Below are 16406 nucleotides of genomic sequence, written 5' to 3'. Positions count from 1 at the left end.
AAGGAAAACAGCGAAGGAGAAACAGCAATGACCACCTCGAACGCCGTCCAGGGTGTGGCCGCCGGTGTCCCGTTCGTCGCGCTGCCACCCGCGGGGGAGCGACCGGCGCCGCTCGTGGTCACCTGGCACCTGATGGAGCCGCCCGCCTCGGAGGCGGCGATGGCCGAAGCGGTGCCGATGCGGGGACTCGACGCCTGGCGCGTCTACTTCGGACTGCCGATGTCGGGCGACCGGCTGCCCGAAGGCGGATTCGACGAGTTCTTCCGGCGAGCCGGCGAGGACTACGTGCTCCAGGTGATGGAGCCGGTCACCGGGCAGGCGGCGGACGAGTTCCCGGCGGCGGTCGCCGAGCTGCGCGAGCGGTTCGCCATCACCGACGGCCCGATCGGCGTGGCCGGCGGCTCGGCCGGGTCGACCGTGGCGCTGGAGGTGCTGGCCCGCGCCGAGGTGCCGATCGCGGCGGCCGCGGTGGTCAGCCCGGTGGTGCAGCTGGCCCCGGCGGTCGGCCGCAACGAGCGCTTCTACGGCATGAGCTACCCGTGGACCGACCGTTCGCGCGCGGTCGCCGACCACTACGACTACGTGAGCCGGGCAGCCGAACTCGGGACGGACCTGCTGCTGGTTGTCGGCGAGGCCGACGACGTGGCGTTCCGGGAGCCGTCGGCGGCACTGCACCTCGCGCTCGGCGAGTCCTCGAAGCTGGTCACCGTGCCGGGCATGGGGCACACGATGGCCGAGGAGGACGGCACGCCGAACGAGCACGCGGCGGTGGTCGACGCCGAGTTCACCGCGTGGTTCAGCGCCCGCCTTTGATGGTGCCTTCGGGCAGCCAGTCGCGGTCCGGGTCGTAGGAGCACCAGCCCTCCTTCCGGCTGAGCAGGCTCATCAGCTTGAGCAGCCGGACCAGGGCTGGTGACTCACCGCCCCGGCGCCACACCACCGACCACGGGTAGAGCGGCGACGGCGCGAACGGCAGGCGGCGCAGGTTCAGGTCCGACGCCAGCTCCATGTCGGCCCCGGCCAGCGTCACCCTCGGCCTGCCGTACCGGGTCTGCTCCAGCGTGTGCCGCAGGTCGAAGCTGACGCCGGAGTCGTCGATGGGCACCGACCAGCCGCCGAAGCTGGCGCGCAGGAAGGCGCGGAACTCGCCGGGACCGGCCAGCGAAGGCAGCCAGATCCCCTCATCCCGCAGGTCCTCGACGCGGACGGCGTCACCGGCGGCGAGCCGGTGCTCCGGGGGCAGCAGCGCGACCAGAGGTTCCAGCCGGACCAGGCGCTGCGCCAGCCCGGACGGCAGCTCGCGGCCCGGTTCGCCGGCCCAGCCGAAGGCCAGGTCCAGCTCACCGGCCAGCAGCGGCTCGAAGCTGTTCACCAGGCCCTGCCGGGTGCTGCGCTCGACCCGCAGGTCCGGATCGGCCATCGCGCACCGGCGCAGCACGAACAGCGGCGAAAGCCGGTGGTCGATCACGTCGACGCGCAGGCGCGGCCGCTCGCCGGTGGCCGCGACCACCGCCTCGTCGTTCAGCTTGACCAGCTCGCGGGCCAGCGGCAGGAACCGGCGGCCCGCGTCGGTCAGTTCGACGCCGCGGTTGGTGCGCCGGAACAACGCGCCGGGCAGCGCGTCCTCCAGCTTGCCGATGCGCTTGGACAGCGCCTGCTGGGTGAGGAACAGGCTCTGCGCGGCGCGGGTGAAGTTCTGGTGCTCCGCGACCGCCACGAACGCGCGCACCTGCCCCAGGTCGAGGTCCATGACCAGGGAATCTACCCAGCTCAGGACCCCGGCGGGCGCTCACGGACGGCGCAGGTCAGGCGGGCGGTGCAGGTGCGCTTGCCGGCGTCGTCGGTCAGCACGATCTCGACGGTGATCGTGCTCCGGCCGACGTGCAGCGGCACGGCCACCCCGGTGACCAGGCCCTCGCGCACGCCGCGGTGGTGCGTGCACGACAGCTCGAGGCCGACGGCGGCGCGCTCGGGACCGGCGTTGACCGCGGCCACGGTGGAGCCAAGCGCCTCGGCGAGCACCGCGTTGGCGCCGCCGTGCAACAGGCCGTACGGCTGCAGATTGCCCTCGACGGGGATCGTGCCGACCACGCGTTCCTTGGTCACTTCCAGCAGCTTCATGCCGACCTTGTCGTTGAGCTGCTGCTGCGCCCACCGCGGATCGATCTGGAACTTCTCGGCGGTGATCGCCGCCCCCTGCTCGGGCACCCGTGCCTCCTTAGAGTGTCGGGGTCTCACCCTAGACTCGCTCCCGTGAGCCCAGCCGAGAACACCCAAGTAGCGAACGACACACCCCGCCTGTTGCTCATCGACGGGCACTCGATGGCGTACCGCGCCTTCTTCGCGGTACCCGCCGACCGGTTCCGCACCACCACCGGCCAGGTCACCAACGCGGTGTTCGGGTTCACCTCGATGCTGATCAACCTGCTGCGCGACGAGCAGCCGACCCACCTCGCGGTCGCGTTCGACCTCTCGCGCCAGACCTTCCGCTCGGAGGCCTACGCCGACTACAAGGCGGGCCGCTCGGCCACCCCGGACGACTTCAAGGGCCAGGTCGACCTGGTCAAGGACGTGCTCGGGGTACTGGGCATCCCGATCCTGACCAAGGAGAACTACGAGGCCGACGACATCATCGCCACGCTGACCACGCAGTCGGAGGCGCTCGGTTACCAGGTGCTCATCTGCACCGGCGACCGCGACGCACTGCAGCTGGTCACCGACGCGGTCACCGTGCTCTACCCGCGCAAGGGCGTCTCGGACCTGGTGCGCTTCGACCCGGCCGCGGTGTCGGAGAAGTACGGGCTCACCCCGTCGCAGTACCCGGACTTCGCCGCGCTGCGCGGGGACCCCTCGGACAACCTGCCCGGCATCCCGGGGGTGGGGGAGAAGACCGCGACCAAGTGGATCCAGCAGTTCGGCTCGCTGAACGACCTGATCGACCGGGTGGACGAGGTCAAGGGCAAGGCGGGTGACGCGCTGCGCGCCCACCTCAGCTCGGTCGCGCTGAACCGCCAGCTCACCGAGCTGGTCCGCGAGGTGCCGCTGGAGGCCAGCCCGCCGGAGCTGGAACTCAAGCCGTGGGACCGCGACGCGGTGCACCGGCTGTTCGACGAGCTGGAGTTCCGCGTGCTGCGGGATCGGCTGTTCGCCACGCTGTCCAGCGCCGAGCCCGAGGCCGACGAGGGCTTCGAGGTCACCGGCGCCGCGCTGGAGCCGGGGCAGGTCGGCGGCTGGCTGGCCGAGCACGCGGCCGCGGGCACGGTGACCGGGCTGTCCTTCCGCACCACCGGTGCCTCGGTCACCGCCGACGTGCTCTCGATCGCGTTCGCCGCCGAGGACGGCGCCGGTGCCTACCTCGACGTGTCCACTCTGGACGAAACCGACGAGAAGGCGCTGGTGGCCTGGCTCGCCGACGAGAAGGCGGGCAAGAGCGGGCACGCGCTGAAGGTGGCCGTGCACGGGATGCTCGCCCGCGGCTGGCGGCTGTCCGGGCTGCGCACCGACACCGAGCTGGCCGCGTACCTGGTCCGCCCCGGCCAGCGCTCGTTCGAACTGGACGACCTGACCCTGCGCTACCTCAGCCGCGAGCTGCGCTCGGACGCCGACGAGGGCGACGGGCAGCTCTCGCTGCTCGACGGGGCCGAGGGCGCCGACGCCAAGATCGTGCAGGCCGAGCTGGTGCGGGCGCGCGCGATCGCCGAGCTGACCGGCGCGCTGCACGAGGAACTCGGCAAGATGAACGGCACCAAGCTGCTCGACGAGATCGAGCTGCCGCTGTTCGAGGTGATCAACGAGCTGGAGGCGGCCGGGATCGCGGTCGACATCGAGCAGCTCACCGAACTCGAGGCGCACTACGCGAGCCGCGTGCACCAGGCCGCCGAAGCCGCCTACGAGGTGATCGGCAAGCAGATCAACCTCGGCTCGCCGAAGCAGCTGCAGGTGGTGTTGTTCGACGAGCTGCAGATGCCGAAGACCAAGCGCACCAAGACCGGGTACACCACCGACGCGGACGCGCTGCAGACCCTGTTCGAGAAGACCGAGCACCCGTTCCTGCAGCACCTGCTCGAACACCGCGACGCCACCCGCCTGCGCACCACGGTGGAGGGGCTGATCAAGTCCATCGCGGACGACCGGCGCATCCACACCACGCTGTACCAGACCATCGCGGCCACCGGGCGGCTCTCGTCCACCGAGCCGAACCTGCAGAACATCCCGATCCGCACCGAGGAGGGCCGCCGCATCCGCGACGCCTTCGTGGTCGGCGAGGGTTACAGCGACCTGATGACCGCGGACTACAGCCAGATCGAGATGCGGATCATGGCGCACCTGTCCGAGGACGCCGCGCTGATCGAGTCGTTCCAGTCCGGGTTCGACTTCCACGCGGCCACCGCGGCGAAGGTGTTCGGCGTGGAGCCCGGCGAGGTCACCGGCGCGCAGCGGGCCAAGATCAAGGCGATGAACTACGGCCTGGCCTACGGGCTGTCGGCGTACGGGCTCTCCGCGCAGCTGCGCATCTCCACCGAGGAGGCGCGCGGGCTGATGGACGACTACTTCGCCGGGTTCGGCGGGGTGCGCGACTACCTGCAGTCCGTGGTGGTGGAGGCGGGCAAGGTCGGTTACACCGAGACCATCTTCGGCCGCCGCCGCTACCTGCCCGACCTGAACAGCGACAACCGGCAGCGCCGCGAGATGGCCGAGCGGATGGCGCTCAACGCGCCGATCCAGGGCAGCGCGGCCGACATCATCAAGGTCGCCATGCTCAACGTGCACCGCGCGCTGACCGAGGCGAAGCTGCGCAGCCGGGTGCTGCTCCAGGTGCACGACGAACTGGTGCTCGAAGTCGCCGACGGCGAGCACGACGAGCTGGAAGCGTTGGTGCGCAAGGAAATGGGCGCCGCCTACGAACTGGCCGTGCCACTGGAGGTCTCGGTCGGCTACGGCCGTTCGTGGAACGACGCGGCGCATTAGTCAATGACGGGACGCGTCGACGCGCTGGGGCACCTTCGCCGGGCGAAGGACCGGATCGACGCGCACTACGCCGAACCGCTCGACGTGGACCAGCTCGCCAAGGTGGCGGGCTGGTCCCGCGAGCACTTCATCCGCACGTTCGCCGCCGCCTTCGGTGAGACGCCCGGTGCGTACCTGGCGCGGCGGCGGATCGAGCGCGCCCAGGACCTGCTCCGCTCGGCGAACCTGACGGTGACCGAGGTGTGCCTGCTGGTCGGCTATTCCAGCCTCGGCACGTTCAGCCGCCGGTTCACCGAGATCACCGGCGAAAGCCCGACCGCCTACCGCGAACGGGTGAGGCGGCACGGCGCACCGCCTGTTCCCGGTTGTTACCTGATGATGTGGACCAGGCCGTCGGCGTTCGGGAACGAGTCCGGAAAGGACGTCACTTCCGGATAAGCCATCCGGCGGCGGGCGCGGCTAGCGTTCGGTCCAGTGCGTCGGACGGGAGTGGAAATGATCAATAATTTGTCGCACGCCGGCATCTACGTGCTGGACTACGACTCCGCCAAGGAGTTCTACACCGGCAAGCTCGGTTTCGAGGTGCGCCAGGACGTGAAGATGGACGGGCGGTTCCGCTGGCTGACCGTCGGCCTGCCCGGGCAGCCGGGCCTGGAATTCACCCTGATGGAGCCGGGACCGCCGCAGCACGACCCGGAAACCGAGAAGCAGTTGCGGCAACTGATCGCCAAGGGCGTGCTCGGCATGGGCGTGTTCGAGACCGAAGACTGCCGCGGCACCTTCGAGACGCTTTCCGCGCGCGGGGTGAACTTCCTGCAGGAACCGGCTGACCGACCGTACGGAGTGGAATGTGTGTTCCGCGATGACTCCGGGAACTGGTTCAGTCTCACCGAGCGACGGGAATTCGACGAAGCGAAGGACTGGGGACTCTGTGTGGACGGTTGAGCGCGTTTCGCCGTTGTAAACAAGCCTTTCGCCGGACGGCAGGGACTTCCACTCGCGAGTAGCGTGACTGCCATGGTGCTGAGAAAGGCGCTGATCCTCGGTGGCACCGGCATGCTGGCCGGCGTCGCGGAATCCCTGACCGGTGACGGGTGGCTGGTGGTCCTGCCGAGCAGGCGGTACAGCCCGATCGGCCGTCGACCGCTCGAGCCGGGCATCGCCGCCCGGATGTCGATGGGCGGGCGCGGGCACCGGCCGCAGGGCGGTACCGCGACGCTGGGCCGGGCCATCTGGGTCGAAGCGCAATGGGAACGTCCACGGGAACTGGCGAAGAAGGCGGAGGAGGCGCTCGGCGGCCCGGCTGATCTGCTGGTGGCCTGGGTGCACGACTCCTACCGCCGGGCGGTGATGGGGGTGGTGGAGCCGCTGCTCCGACTCGACGCCCCGGTGGTGGAGGTGCGGGAGGCCGCGTCGGTGAAGGCGGGCGAGGCGGAGTCGCTGCTCGTGGTGCACCCCACCCAGCAGGTGCGGCTCGGCGCGATCTCGGAGCAGACCGGGCGCCCGCTGAGCCACGCCGAGATCGCCGCCGGGGTGCTCGAGGCGGTCGAACGGGCGCTGGAGGACCGCCCGACCTCGGTGCACCAGATCGGGCACAACCGGCCCTACGTGCGGTAACCCTTCACTCGAACGCCCCCGCTGCTCCGGTGGTGGGGGCGTTTTCGCGCGCTCTTGATCGGAAATCGGCAACGGTGCTACGTTGCCAGACAGTTGAAACAGGTAACTTTGTTTACTAATTGAACCGCCGATTGAACACCGCCGCTTTCCGCCGCCCGCACCTCGAGGAGAGCGAAGATGAGCCGATCCGCCCTGCTGAAGGGGCTGCCGGTGGCGCTGGCCGCCCTGCTGGCGCAGTCCGTGGTCGCCGCCAGTGGCGAGACCCTGGCGGAAACCCTGCTGTCCCACCAGAAACCCACCACCACCTCGTCGGTGGAGAACGACACCTTCGGCGGCGGGCTCGCCGTCGACGGCGACGCCACCACCCGGTGGGCCAGCGCGGAGGGCAGCGATCCACAGTGGATCGCGGTCGACCTCGGCGGGCCCGCGCGGGTGAGCCGGGTGAAGCTGAACTGGGAAGCCGCCCACGCCAGCGCGTACCAGCTCCAGGTGTCCGCCGACGGCACGGCCTGGACCACGGTCGAGTCCGTCACCGGTTCGGACGGCGCGGTCGACGAGATCACCGGGCTGGACGCCTCCGCTCGGTACGTGCGGGTCCTCGGCACCCAGCGCGCCACCAGCTACGGTTACTCGCTCTGGGAACTGGAGGTGCACGGCTCCCGCACCGGAGGTGGTGACGTCGAGGCACCCAGCGCGCCGTCCGGGCTGAAGGCCACCACGGCCACCACGGACACGGTCACCCTGGCCTGGACGCCGGCCACCGACAACGTCGGCGTGACCGGGTACGAGGTGTTGCGCAACGGCAACGTCGTCGGCACGACCACCACGGCCGGGTACACCGACACGGCCCTCGCCTCCGGCACCACGTTCACCTACGCGGTGCGTGCCCGTGACGCGGCGGGCAACGTCTCGGCGCCGAGCGCCGAGGTGAAGGCGAGCACCCAGCCCGGCAACGGCACCGGCGGCACGGTCTTCGTGATCGCCGGGGACATCGCCAAGCGCGAGCTGCCGTCGGAGCACTCCAAGACCGCCGAACTCGTCGCCGGCATCAAGCCCCAGCACGTGCTGACCGTCGGCGACAACCAGTACGACAACGGCACGCTCAAGGAGTTCCAGGCCTACTACGACAAGACCTGGGGCAAGTTCAAGGCGATCACCAAGCCCACCCCCGGCAACCACGAGTGGTACGACCAGCTCAAGGGGTACAAGTCGTACTTCGGGCCGATCGCCACGCCGCAGGGCAAGCCGTACTACAGCTTCGACGTCGGCGACTTCCACTTCGTCGCGCTCGACTCCGACCCGGTGACCGACGGCAACTCCGCCGAGCAGGTGGCCTGGCTCAAGCAGGACCTGGCGAAGAACACGAAGTCGTGCGTGGTCGGCTACTGGCACCACCCGCGGTTCAACTCGGGTGAGTACGGCGACAACAAGAGCATCGCGCCGCTGTGGGACGAGATGGTCCGGGCCAGGGCCGACGTGGTCTTCGGCGGGCACGACCACCACTACGAGCGGATCAAGCCGCTCAACTCGCAGGGCAGGGTGGACGAGGCGAACGGGGTGCGCTCGGCCATCGTCGGCATCGGCGGCGACAGCCTGTACACGCAGATCAAGCCGCGTGAGGGCGTGGAGAAGTCGTTCGCCAAGCACGGCGTGATGAAGTTCGTGGCCGAGGGCAGGACCTACTCCTGGGAGATCATCGGCACCGACGGGAAGCTCCTCGACAAGGCGGGTCCCTACACCTGCCGCTGATCGGGGAGGCGACCGTGTACATCGCATCGGCGCGGGAAACCGGCCTCGAAGCCCAGCCGCGGCGCGGCGGGCGCAGGGTGGCGGGCAACGTGTTCGCCCTCGGCGCGGTCAGCCTGGTCACCGACGTCTCCTCGGAGATGGTGACCGCCGTGCTCCCGCTGTACCTGGTGCTGCAGCTGGGTTTCTCCCCGTTGCAGTTCGGCATCCTGGACGGGCTGTACTCCGGGGTGACCGCGTTCGTGCGGATCATCGGCGGCACGCTGGCCGACCGCTGGCAGCGCCGCAAGCTGATGGCCGGGCTCGGTTACGGCATCTCCGCCGTGGCCAAGCTCGGCCTGCTCGGCGCGACCGGCTCGGCGACCTCGATGGGGCTGGTGCTGGCGGCCGACCGGACCGGGAAGGGCCTGCGGACCGCGCCGCGGGACGCGCTGATCTCGCTGAGCAGTGATCCCGGCACGCTCGGCCGCGCGTTCGGCGTGCACCGCGCGATGGACACCGTCGGCGCCTTTCTCGGGCCGCTCGCGGCGTTCCTGCTGCTGTGGGCGGTGACCGGCGGGTACCGGGCGGTGTTCTTCGTCAGCTTCTGCGTCGCCACGCTCGGTGTGGTGCTGCTGGTGCTGTTCGTCCGCGACCACCGGCAACCCGCCCCGCCACGGCGATCGGTCTCCCTGAGGTCGGCGTTCGGTCTGTTGCGGGACAAGGGTTTCCGGCGGATCTGCGGCTGGGCGGCGGTGTTCGGCCTGGCCACCGTCGGCGACGCGTTCGTCTACCTGCTGCTGCAGGACCGGCTGGCCATCGAGCCCGCCTGGTTCGCCGTGCTGCCGCTGGGCACCGCCGGGGTGTACCTGCTGCTGGCGGTGCCGATGGGCCGGGTGGCCGACCGGATCGGCCGGTGGCGCGTGTTCGTGGCGGGACATCTCGCGCTGCTGGCCGCCTACGTCCTGCTGCTCGGGGCGGCCGACGGGCTGTGGCTGGTGGTCGCGGGCCTGGCCGCGCACGGCCTCTTCTACGCCTGCACCGACGGCGTGCTGATGGCGGCGGCCGGGCCGCTGCTGCCCGCCGGGCTGCGGACCAGCGGAATGGCCGTGCTGCAGACCGGGCAGGCGCTGGCGAAGCTGGCGTCCTCGGTGCTGTTCGGCGCGGCCTGGACGGTGTGGGGCATGCGGACCGCGCTGGTCCTCGCGGTGGCGGCGCTGGCGGTTGTGGTGGTCGCGGCGCTGATCGCCCGGCCGTTGCGCGCGGAAAGGGGAGTGGCATGAGGCTCGGGATCAAGGTGGCCACCGCGCTCGGCGCCACCGCGCTGCTCGGCGGGGCCGCGACGGTCTACACGCTGGACGCGATGGCGGGGAACCCGGAGCACGCCCGGCCGGACGTCACGATCGCCGTCGACCGGTCCGCCGAGGTCGGGCTGACCGAGCCGGGGCGCCTGCTGTTCCGCAGCACCGCGCCGGGACCGGACCACGGCAAGGTCGCCTCGGTCCCGCTGGCCGATCCGGCCGGGCCGCGCCGGATCAGCTCACTCTCGTGCGACCGGTTCTACGCCGAAGCCGGGACCGGGCTCTGCCTGGCGACCGCGCCCGGCCTCATGCCGAGCGCGGTCGCGCTGCGGGTGGACGAACGACTGCGCGAGACCGAACGGGTCGACGTGGCGGGCATTCCGAGCCGCGCGAAGCTGTCCGCCGGTGGTCGCATGGCCACCTGGACCACCTTCGTCACCGGCGACTCGTACACCCAGGGCAGCGGTTTCTCCACCCGCACCGCGATCCTGGACCGCGGCGAGCAGGCGTACCTGAGCAACATCGAGGGCATTCCGCTGACCGTGGAGGGCAAGCCGTACCAGGCGGAGGACGTCAACGTCTGGGGCGCGGGATTCACCGCCGACGGCAAGCGGTTCTACGCCACGGTGTCCACCGCCGGGCGGACCCATCTGCTCGAAGGCGACTACGACGCCTGGACCGCGCGAACCCTGCTGGAGAACGCCGAATGCCCGTCGCTGTCCCCGGACGGCACGCGGTTGGCGTTCAAGAAGCGGGTCTCCGGCGACGCCGCGCGGCCGTGGCGCGAATACGTGCTCGACCTGGCGACCCTGCGGGAGACCCCGCTGGCCGAGACCCGCAGCGTTGACGACCAGGTGGTCTGGCTGGACTCGCAAACGATTGCCTACGAACTCCCGCGCGACGGCGGCTCCGACATCTGGGCGGCTCCGGCCGACGGCTCCGGCGCCCCACGGCTGCTGGTGGAGTGGGGATCTTCGCCGTCGATCACTTAGCGAGGCCGCGGATCAGCACCATCACCGACTCGCGGACCTCGTCGCGGCTGCGCTGCCGCTGGAACACCTGCCAGTCCAGCGCCACCACCAGCAGCGTGCCGAACAGCCCGGCCGCCGCGGTCGGGATCTGCACGCCGTCGGGCAGCCGTCCCGCGTCGGCGATGCGCTGCAGCTGCTCCTTGACGATCGAGATGATCTCCTCGCGCAGCAGCGTCAGCGTTTCGTGCCACTGGCCCGGCGTCCGCCACATCTCGCTGACCAGGATCTGCGAGAAGCCGGGGTATTCCGCGATGAACCGCAGCGCACCGTCCACTTGGGACTCCAGCGCCTCGACCGGGTCCGCCGGGGCGGCGCCTTCACGCAGCCGGTCGGCGAGCTGACCGACGCCGTAGCGCAGCAGCGCGTCGATCAGCCCGTCCTTGCTGCCGAAGTTGTAGTAGACGGTGCCCTTGGCCACCCCGGCCTCGGCCGCGATCTCGTCCACGGTCAGCCCGACCAGCCCGCGATCGGTGGCCAGCTTCAGCGTCGCCTCGAACAGTCTGCGCCGGGTGGCGTCGGCCCTGGCACTCACAGGCTCAGCTCCGGTTTCAGCTGGGACACCGTCCACGTGCGACGCTTGCCCGCCGCGTAGGCGGACACCGCGAGCGCGCCGAGCAGGTAGGCCAGCAGCACCCCGATGTCCCCGAGGATCTTCAGGGAGGCCCCACTGTAGAGCAGGTGCCGGAACCCGTCGATGGCGTAACCCATCGGCAGCACGATGTGCAGCGGGTACAACGCGTCCGGGATGGTCTGCCACGGGAACGTGCCGCCCGCGCTGACCAGCTGGAGCACCAGCAGCACCAGCCCGAGGAACTTGCCGACCGCGCCGAACAGCGCGTTGAGCGCGTGCACGATCGCGGTGAACGACAGTGAGACCAGCATGGCGAACCCGATCGCGCCCAGCGGGTGTGCCACGTGGATGCCGACCAGCCAGGTCACCGCGCCGAACAGCACGATCACCTGCGCGACGCCGAGCAGCGCGGAGGCCAGCCAGCCGCCGAAGGCCACTCGAAGCGGCGAAGCACCCGCGGTCAGCGCCCTGGTCGAGAGCGGCCGCAGCAGCAGGAACAACACGAACGCGCCGATCCAGGTGGCCAGCGAGATGAAGAACGGGGCCAGTCCGGCGCCGTAGGTCCCGGCCGAGGCCACGCCGACCGAGTTGACCGCCACCGGGTCGGCGATGGTGTTCGCGGTGGCCTGGCGGGTCGGGTCGTCGGGGTTCGGGATCTCCTTGAGCCCGGCGCCGAGCCCGTCGCGGAGCTGGTTCGCGCCGTCGCGCAGCTGCGTGCTGCCCTTGAGCGCGTCCTGCTCGCCGGTGGCCAGCTTCGACGAACCGTCGACCAGCTGCTGCGCGCCGTCGGCGGCCTTGCCGATGCCGTTGACCAGTGTCGGAGCCGAGGACGCCAGCTGCGCGGCGCCTTCGGAGACCTGACGGGCCCCGTCGGCCAGCTTGGTCAGGTCGCTGTTCGCCTGCTGGATCTTGCTGTTCGCGTCGTCGACCGGTTTGCGCAGCGTGCCCAGCACGCTCAGCGCGTGCTGCACCTCCTCCTCGCTCAGACCGCCGTTGCGCAGCGCCTGCGCCAGCTGGCCGTTCGCGTTGTCCAGCGAGTTCTGCAGATCGGTGGAGGCGCCCGCGGCCACCTGCGCGGCGGAGGCGACCTTCGCGTTGCCCGCCGCGACCTGGCTGGCGCCGTCGGCGAGCTGCTGCGACTTCGACGGCAGTTGCGCGGTGCTGTCCCGCAGCGTGTTGAGCCCGGTGGAGAGCTGCGTGCTGCCGGTGTTGAGCTGGCTCGCGCCGTCGGCCAGCTGCTGCTGACCGCTGACCAGCTGCCCGGCACCGTCGGCGAGCTGCGTCGCGCCGCGTGAGGCTTCCTCGATCTTTCCGTAGATGGTGGAGAAGCCGACGAGGAAGCGGCCCGCCGCCTCGCTGCCCACCTTCTCCGCGATCGTCGCGCGCACCTGCTCGGCCACCTGGTCGGCGATGGTGCCGGACAGGTAGTTGTTGGCGTCGTTGGTGGTCAGCGTGATGGTCGCCTGCTGCGGCTGGAAGTTGCCGGTGGACAGCAGCGCGGTGGAGAACTCGCGGGGAATGGTGATGGCGAAGGAGTACCGGTCGTCGCGGACCCCGGCCTGCGCCTCCTCTGCGGAGACCTCGTGCCACTGGAAGGTGCCGGAGCCGACCAGCTCGTCGGTCACCTCGCGGCCGACGTTGCGCTGGGTGCCCTCGCTGTCGGTGGCGCCGGTGTCGGCGGAGACCACCGCGGCGGGCAGCTTGTTCAGCCTGCCGTACGGGTCGTAGTTCGCGTAGAGGTAGAAGGAGGCGTAGAGCAGCGGGACCAGCACCAGCGCGAGCATCGCCAGCTTGGGCAGCTTCCCGGAGCTCAGCCTCCGCAGTTCGTTGAGGGCGATCCGGATGCTGCTCACTGCTCTTCTCCTTCGGGGTCTTCTTCCGGCTCGGGCTCGGGCTCCGGCAGGGGAGCGCACTGCCGCGGTTCCGGCTGTTCCAGCTCACCGGTCCGCGCCGGGGTGAACGGCAGGGCGGAGATCGGCGTGGTCGCGCTCAGCACGACCACCGCGAGCCCGCGCTCGGCGTGTTCCGCGGCCAGGTCCGACCAGCTCTCGACGTCGCTGGTGTGCCGGTCGGGTGTGTCCAGCACGAGCAGTTCCACGCCCTTCCGGCTCGCCGCGAGCGCGGTCAGCAGGCGGGTGCGCACCACCGGCGAGAGGTTTTCGAAGCGGGTGTTCGCGAACGGGCCGACGTCGTTCGCCACCAGCCAGCGCCGAACGTCCTCCTTGGCCGCCGGGCGGCGCGCGAGTGCCAGTTCCTCGCCGACCACCACGCTCAGGCTCAGCGCGCCGTCCGGCTCGCTGACGCCGGGTGCGTCCACCACGGCCGAGACCTCACGCAGCTTCGCCGGGCCGGTGACCGTGCCGGTGGCCGGCTTGAACCGCCCGGCCAGCGCCAGCCCGAACGCGGTCAGCCCGGCACCCGGCTCGCCGTGCAGCACCGCCAGCTGCCCGGCGGCGACGGTCAACGAGGTCGGTGGCAACAACGTGCCGTGCGGTCCGGTGACGGACACGCGATCGGCGTGAACCTGCACGGGGGCTCCTGGGATTTGAACTGACTGGTCAGTTCAAAAGTAGGCCCGGAGCTGGGATCGGGCAAGTTCAACCGGGCAGAACACCCCGGTTGAGTGACTACCGCAACAGCGAGGCCGGGCGAACCTCCCAGATCGTCCAAAGTGGACGATAACCCCGTCGGTGCCAGAACACCGAGGACAGCGGATTGGGCGGGTTGTAGTAGAGGTAGGTGCCCGCCGCCCCGCGCTCGTGGAAGTACGCGTGTGCCGCGGCCGCCAGTGTCCGCCCGATCCCGCGCCCGCGCACTTCGCGCGCGGTCCCCACGTTGTTCAGATAGCCCCAGCTGCCCGGCGGCAGCAGTTCGGCGGCACCGGCCTCCCCGGTCACGTCCACCCAGGAGCAGTCGGCGAGCCCGGCCACGATGCCGCCGATCTCGGCCACCCAGACCGTGCCGGTGTCCTGCTCCAGTTTCGTCCGCAGCCGCGGCGCGAGCAGGTCCTCGGTGTGCTCCCGGCGTGGCAGGGCGACCAGCGAGGAGTAGTCGAAGATCTCCAGCGCCAGGTCCAGCACGGCGGCGAAGTCGTCCGGCCTCGCCTGCCGGACCGTCACGCCGGGACGCTCGACGACCTCCGGCGGCTCGGTGCGCGTGGCCAGCGCCGTCACCGGGGCCAGCCCGTGGTCGAGGAAGGCGCGGATCGCTTCGGCGTCGTGGCTCGGCCAGGTCACCACGCACGCCGAGTCCTCACCGGGCGATTCGGCGTCCAGTTCGGCCCGCCACGCCCGGAGCAGCGCGTCCATGCCCGCCGTGCCGGTCGTGCCGATCTCCGGGAACAGCCGCCACACCCGCGCGGCCGACCACAGCAGTTCCACCGCCCCGGGCTCGTACCGTTCCCGGCGCAGCACGGCGGACACGCGCTCGCCGCCGGCGGTCACCGCGTGCAGTTCGGTCATGCCCTCATCTCCCCCGCCGGGGTCACGTCCCAGATGGTCCACAGTGGACGATAACCCTGGCGGTGCCAGAACACCGAGGAGAGCGGGTTGCACGGGTTGTAGAAGAGGAAGGTGCCGCGCACCCCGGACTCCGCCAGCGCGCGGTGCGCCACCGCCATCAGCGCCCGCCCCACCCCGCCGCCGCGGGCGTCCTCGGCCACCGACAGCGTGGAGACGTAACCCCAGCGCCCGCCGGGCAGCCGGTTCGCCAGTGGCCCGCCGGCCTCGGGGAGCAGGCAGCGCGTGCTCGCCATGCCGACGGCCAGCCCGTCCGCCTCGGCGATCCAGACGTGCCCCTCGGCCAGCAGCCGCCGCAGCCCCGGTTCGAGCAGGGTGGTGGCGTTGTCCAGCGGGCGCGCGGTGCCGACCAGTGCGGCGTAGCGCAGCTCGGCGACCTCCAGCGCGAGCAACTCCTCGAGATCGGCTTCCTTCGCCGGGCGCACGACCAGGCCGGATGGGCTCTCCGCCGGGGTGGCCGGGTTGCTGGGTACGCGCACGCCGATCGCGGTCCTCGGCAGGAAGCCGTACCGCGGCAGCACCCCGGCCACCGGCGCGTCCAGGCTCGGCCACGCCAGCACGCACGCGGAATCGGCGCCGGGCCGCTCGGCCAGCAGGCGCACCCGCACCCTGGGCAGCAGCGCGCGCAGGCCCGCCGTGTCACCGGCGTCGAGCAGCGGCGTCACCTCCCAGGTCCGGGCGGGGGAGAACAGCCGCTCCACGGCACCGGCCGGGAGCTTGCTCCGGTAGAGCACCGCGCTGACCTGGCGGCCGTCGCGGACGCGGGCGTGGACTCGCTCACCCGCCGGGGCACCGGGCTCCGGCAGGAGCGGGTCCAGCCCGGCGAAGCTCAACCGGGCTTCCGCGTCCGGAAGATCGCGGTGCCGGGGAAGAGCTTGCCGCGCAACGGGCTCCACTGGCCCCAGACGCGGGTGTGCCCCTCCGGCCACTCCGGCTCGATCAGGTCGAGCAGCTCCAGCCCGGCACCGGCCAGGGCGCGGACGTAGTCGCCGAGCGTGCGGTGGTACTCCACATAGGTCGCCTTGCCCGCACCGTCCACTTCGACGTACGGGGTGCGGTCGAAGTAGGGCTGGGTGGCGGTCAGCCCGGCGGGGCCGGGGTCGTCCGGGAAGATCCAGCGCATCGGGTGGGTGACCGCGAAGACCCACGGCGCGCCCGGCCGCAGCACCCGGTGCACCTCGGCGAACACCGCGTCCACCGAGGGCACGAACGGCACCGCGCCGAAGGCCGAGCAGGCCGCGTCGAAGCTGGCGTCGGCCAGCGGCAGGTACTCGGCGTTGGCCTGGACCAGCGGGACGTGGATGCCGGTGCGCCCGGCGGCTTCGAGCGCGTAGCGCAGCATGCCCGCGGACAGGTCGATGGCGACCGGGTGCGCGCCCTGCGCGGCCAGCCAGCGCGCGCACGGCGCCGAGCCGCAGCCGACCTCCAGCACCCGGCGGCCCGCGACCGGGCCGAGCAGGCCGAGGTCGGCTTCGCGCAGGCCCTCGGGGCACCAGAGGAAGTCGGCTTCGCCGAGGAACTCGCCGTGGGTGGCGTGGTAGTCGTCGGCATCGGCGTCCCACCAGGCAAGATTCGCCGCGGCGGCCTCCGAGGAGCCCACTTCGCGGTAGGCGACGGCGGCGGTGCCGAGGCGTGCTTCGGCGCGGTCGTGACGATCAGCGGGTGGGGAGTTCAC

General features: G+C 71.3%; 16 protein-coding genes. 8 read left to right on the top strand and 8 right to left on the bottom strand.

Annotation, left to right across the window (positions count from 1 at the left end):
* Positions 1-27: 27 nt before the first annotated feature.
* A complete protein-coding gene (locus tag YIM_RS31860) occupies positions 28-813 on the top strand; it encodes a S9 family peptidase (RefSeq protein ID WP_153033848.1) in 786 nt (261 codons plus the stop codon).
* On the opposite strand, the gene YIM_RS31855 is transcribed toward YIM_RS31860, so the two are convergent.
* Positions 797-1750, bottom strand: a complete 954-nt coding sequence (locus YIM_RS31855; protein WP_153033847.1) for a LysR family transcriptional regulator — start codon at positions 1748-1750, stop codon at positions 797-799. The genes YIM_RS31860 and YIM_RS31855 overlap by 17 nt on opposite strands.
* Positions 1751-1770: 20 nt before the next feature.
* The gene (locus YIM_RS31850; protein WP_228004128.1) at positions 1771-2208 is read right to left on the bottom strand and encodes a PaaI family thioesterase; all 438 of its coding nucleotides are present in this window, start codon (positions 2206-2208) and stop codon (positions 1771-1773) included.
* Positions 2209-2253: 45 nt separating this feature from the next.
* Here YIM_RS31850 and polA point away from each other — a divergent pair, with 45 nt between their 5' ends.
* The 7 genes from polA (at position 2254) to YIM_RS31815 (ending at position 10603) form a co-directional block, all read left to right on the top strand.
* Positions 2254-4968 carry a DNA polymerase I gene (polA, locus tag YIM_RS31845; protein WP_153033846.1) on the top strand — a complete coding sequence of 905 codons (2715 nt, stop codon included), beginning with the start codon at positions 2254-2256 and terminating at the stop codon, positions 4966-4968.
* A gap of 3 nt (positions 4969-4971) precedes the next feature.
* On the top strand, positions 4972-5406 hold the full coding sequence (locus YIM_RS31840; protein ID WP_153033845.1) for a helix-turn-helix domain-containing protein: 435 nt from the start codon (positions 4972-4974) through the stop codon (positions 5404-5406).
* A 57-nt stretch (positions 5407-5463) separates the two neighbouring features.
* On the top strand, positions 5464-5913 hold the full coding sequence (locus YIM_RS31835; RefSeq protein WP_153033844.1) for a VOC family protein: 450 nt from the start codon (positions 5464-5466) through the stop codon (positions 5911-5913).
* Positions 5914-5985: 72 nt separating this feature from the next.
* Positions 5986-6585 carry a hypothetical protein gene (locus YIM_RS31830; protein WP_228004127.1) on the top strand — a complete coding sequence of 200 codons (600 nt, stop codon included), beginning with the start codon at positions 5986-5988 and terminating at the stop codon, positions 6583-6585.
* Positions 6586-6762: 177 nt separating this feature from the next.
* Positions 6763-8334 (top strand): discoidin domain-containing protein, encoded by a 1572-nt coding sequence (locus tag YIM_RS31825; protein WP_153033843.1) that lies wholly within the window; start codon positions 6763-6765, stop codon positions 8332-8334.
* 14 nt (positions 8335-8348) lie between these two features.
* Positions 8349-9593, top strand: coding sequence for an MFS transporter (locus YIM_RS31820; protein WP_153033842.1), 1245 nt, complete (start codon positions 8349-8351; stop codon positions 9591-9593).
* Positions 9590-10603 carry a PD40 domain-containing protein gene (locus tag YIM_RS31815; protein ID WP_153033841.1) on the top strand — a complete coding sequence of 338 codons (1014 nt, stop codon included), beginning with the start codon at positions 9590-9592 and terminating at the stop codon, positions 10601-10603. Before YIM_RS31820 ends, YIM_RS31815 begins: the two co-directional genes overlap by 4 nt.
* Here the strand turns inward: YIM_RS31815 and YIM_RS31810 are convergent.
* The 6 genes from YIM_RS31810 to YIM_RS31785 all read right to left on the bottom strand — a co-directional run bounded on the left by YIM_RS31810 (position 10596) and on the right by YIM_RS31785 (position 16406).
* Positions 10596-11174 (bottom strand): TetR/AcrR family transcriptional regulator, encoded by a 579-nt coding sequence (locus tag YIM_RS31810; protein WP_153033840.1) that lies wholly within the window; start codon positions 11172-11174, stop codon positions 10596-10598. The genes YIM_RS31815 and YIM_RS31810 overlap by 8 nt on opposite strands.
* Entirely contained in the window at positions 11171-13066 is a 1896-nt protein-coding gene (locus tag YIM_RS31805) for a YhgE/Pip family protein (RefSeq protein WP_153033839.1), read from the bottom strand. Before YIM_RS31805 ends, YIM_RS31810 begins: the two co-directional genes overlap by 4 nt.
* Positions 13063-13743, bottom strand: coding sequence for an ABC transporter ATP-binding protein (locus YIM_RS31800; RefSeq protein ID WP_153033838.1), 681 nt, complete (start codon positions 13741-13743; stop codon positions 13063-13065). Before YIM_RS31800 ends, YIM_RS31805 begins: the two co-directional genes overlap by 4 nt.
* A 97-nt stretch (positions 13744-13840) precedes the next feature.
* Positions 13841-14674 carry a GNAT family N-acetyltransferase gene (locus YIM_RS31795; protein ID WP_153033837.1) on the bottom strand — a complete coding sequence of 278 codons (834 nt, stop codon included), beginning with the start codon at positions 14672-14674 and terminating at the stop codon, positions 13841-13843.
* Positions 14671-15564 carry a GNAT family N-acetyltransferase gene (locus YIM_RS31790; RefSeq protein ID WP_194239811.1) on the bottom strand — a complete coding sequence of 298 codons (894 nt, stop codon included), beginning with the start codon at positions 15562-15564 and terminating at the stop codon, positions 14671-14673. Before YIM_RS31790 ends, YIM_RS31795 begins: the two co-directional genes overlap by 4 nt.
* Positions 15561-16406 carry a class I SAM-dependent methyltransferase gene (locus YIM_RS31785; RefSeq protein WP_153033836.1) on the bottom strand — a complete coding sequence of 282 codons (846 nt, stop codon included), beginning with the start codon at positions 16404-16406 and terminating at the stop codon, positions 15561-15563. The genes YIM_RS31790 and YIM_RS31785 overlap by 4 nt, the downstream gene beginning before the upstream one ends.

It is taken from the genome of Amycolatopsis sp. YIM 10, assembly GCF_009429145.1.
Taxonomy (GTDB): domain Bacteria; phylum Actinomycetota; class Actinomycetes; order Mycobacteriales; family Pseudonocardiaceae; genus Amycolatopsis.
Note: the sequence above shows the minus strand (reverse complement) of the source record. Positions and strands in the feature narration are given on the sequence as shown.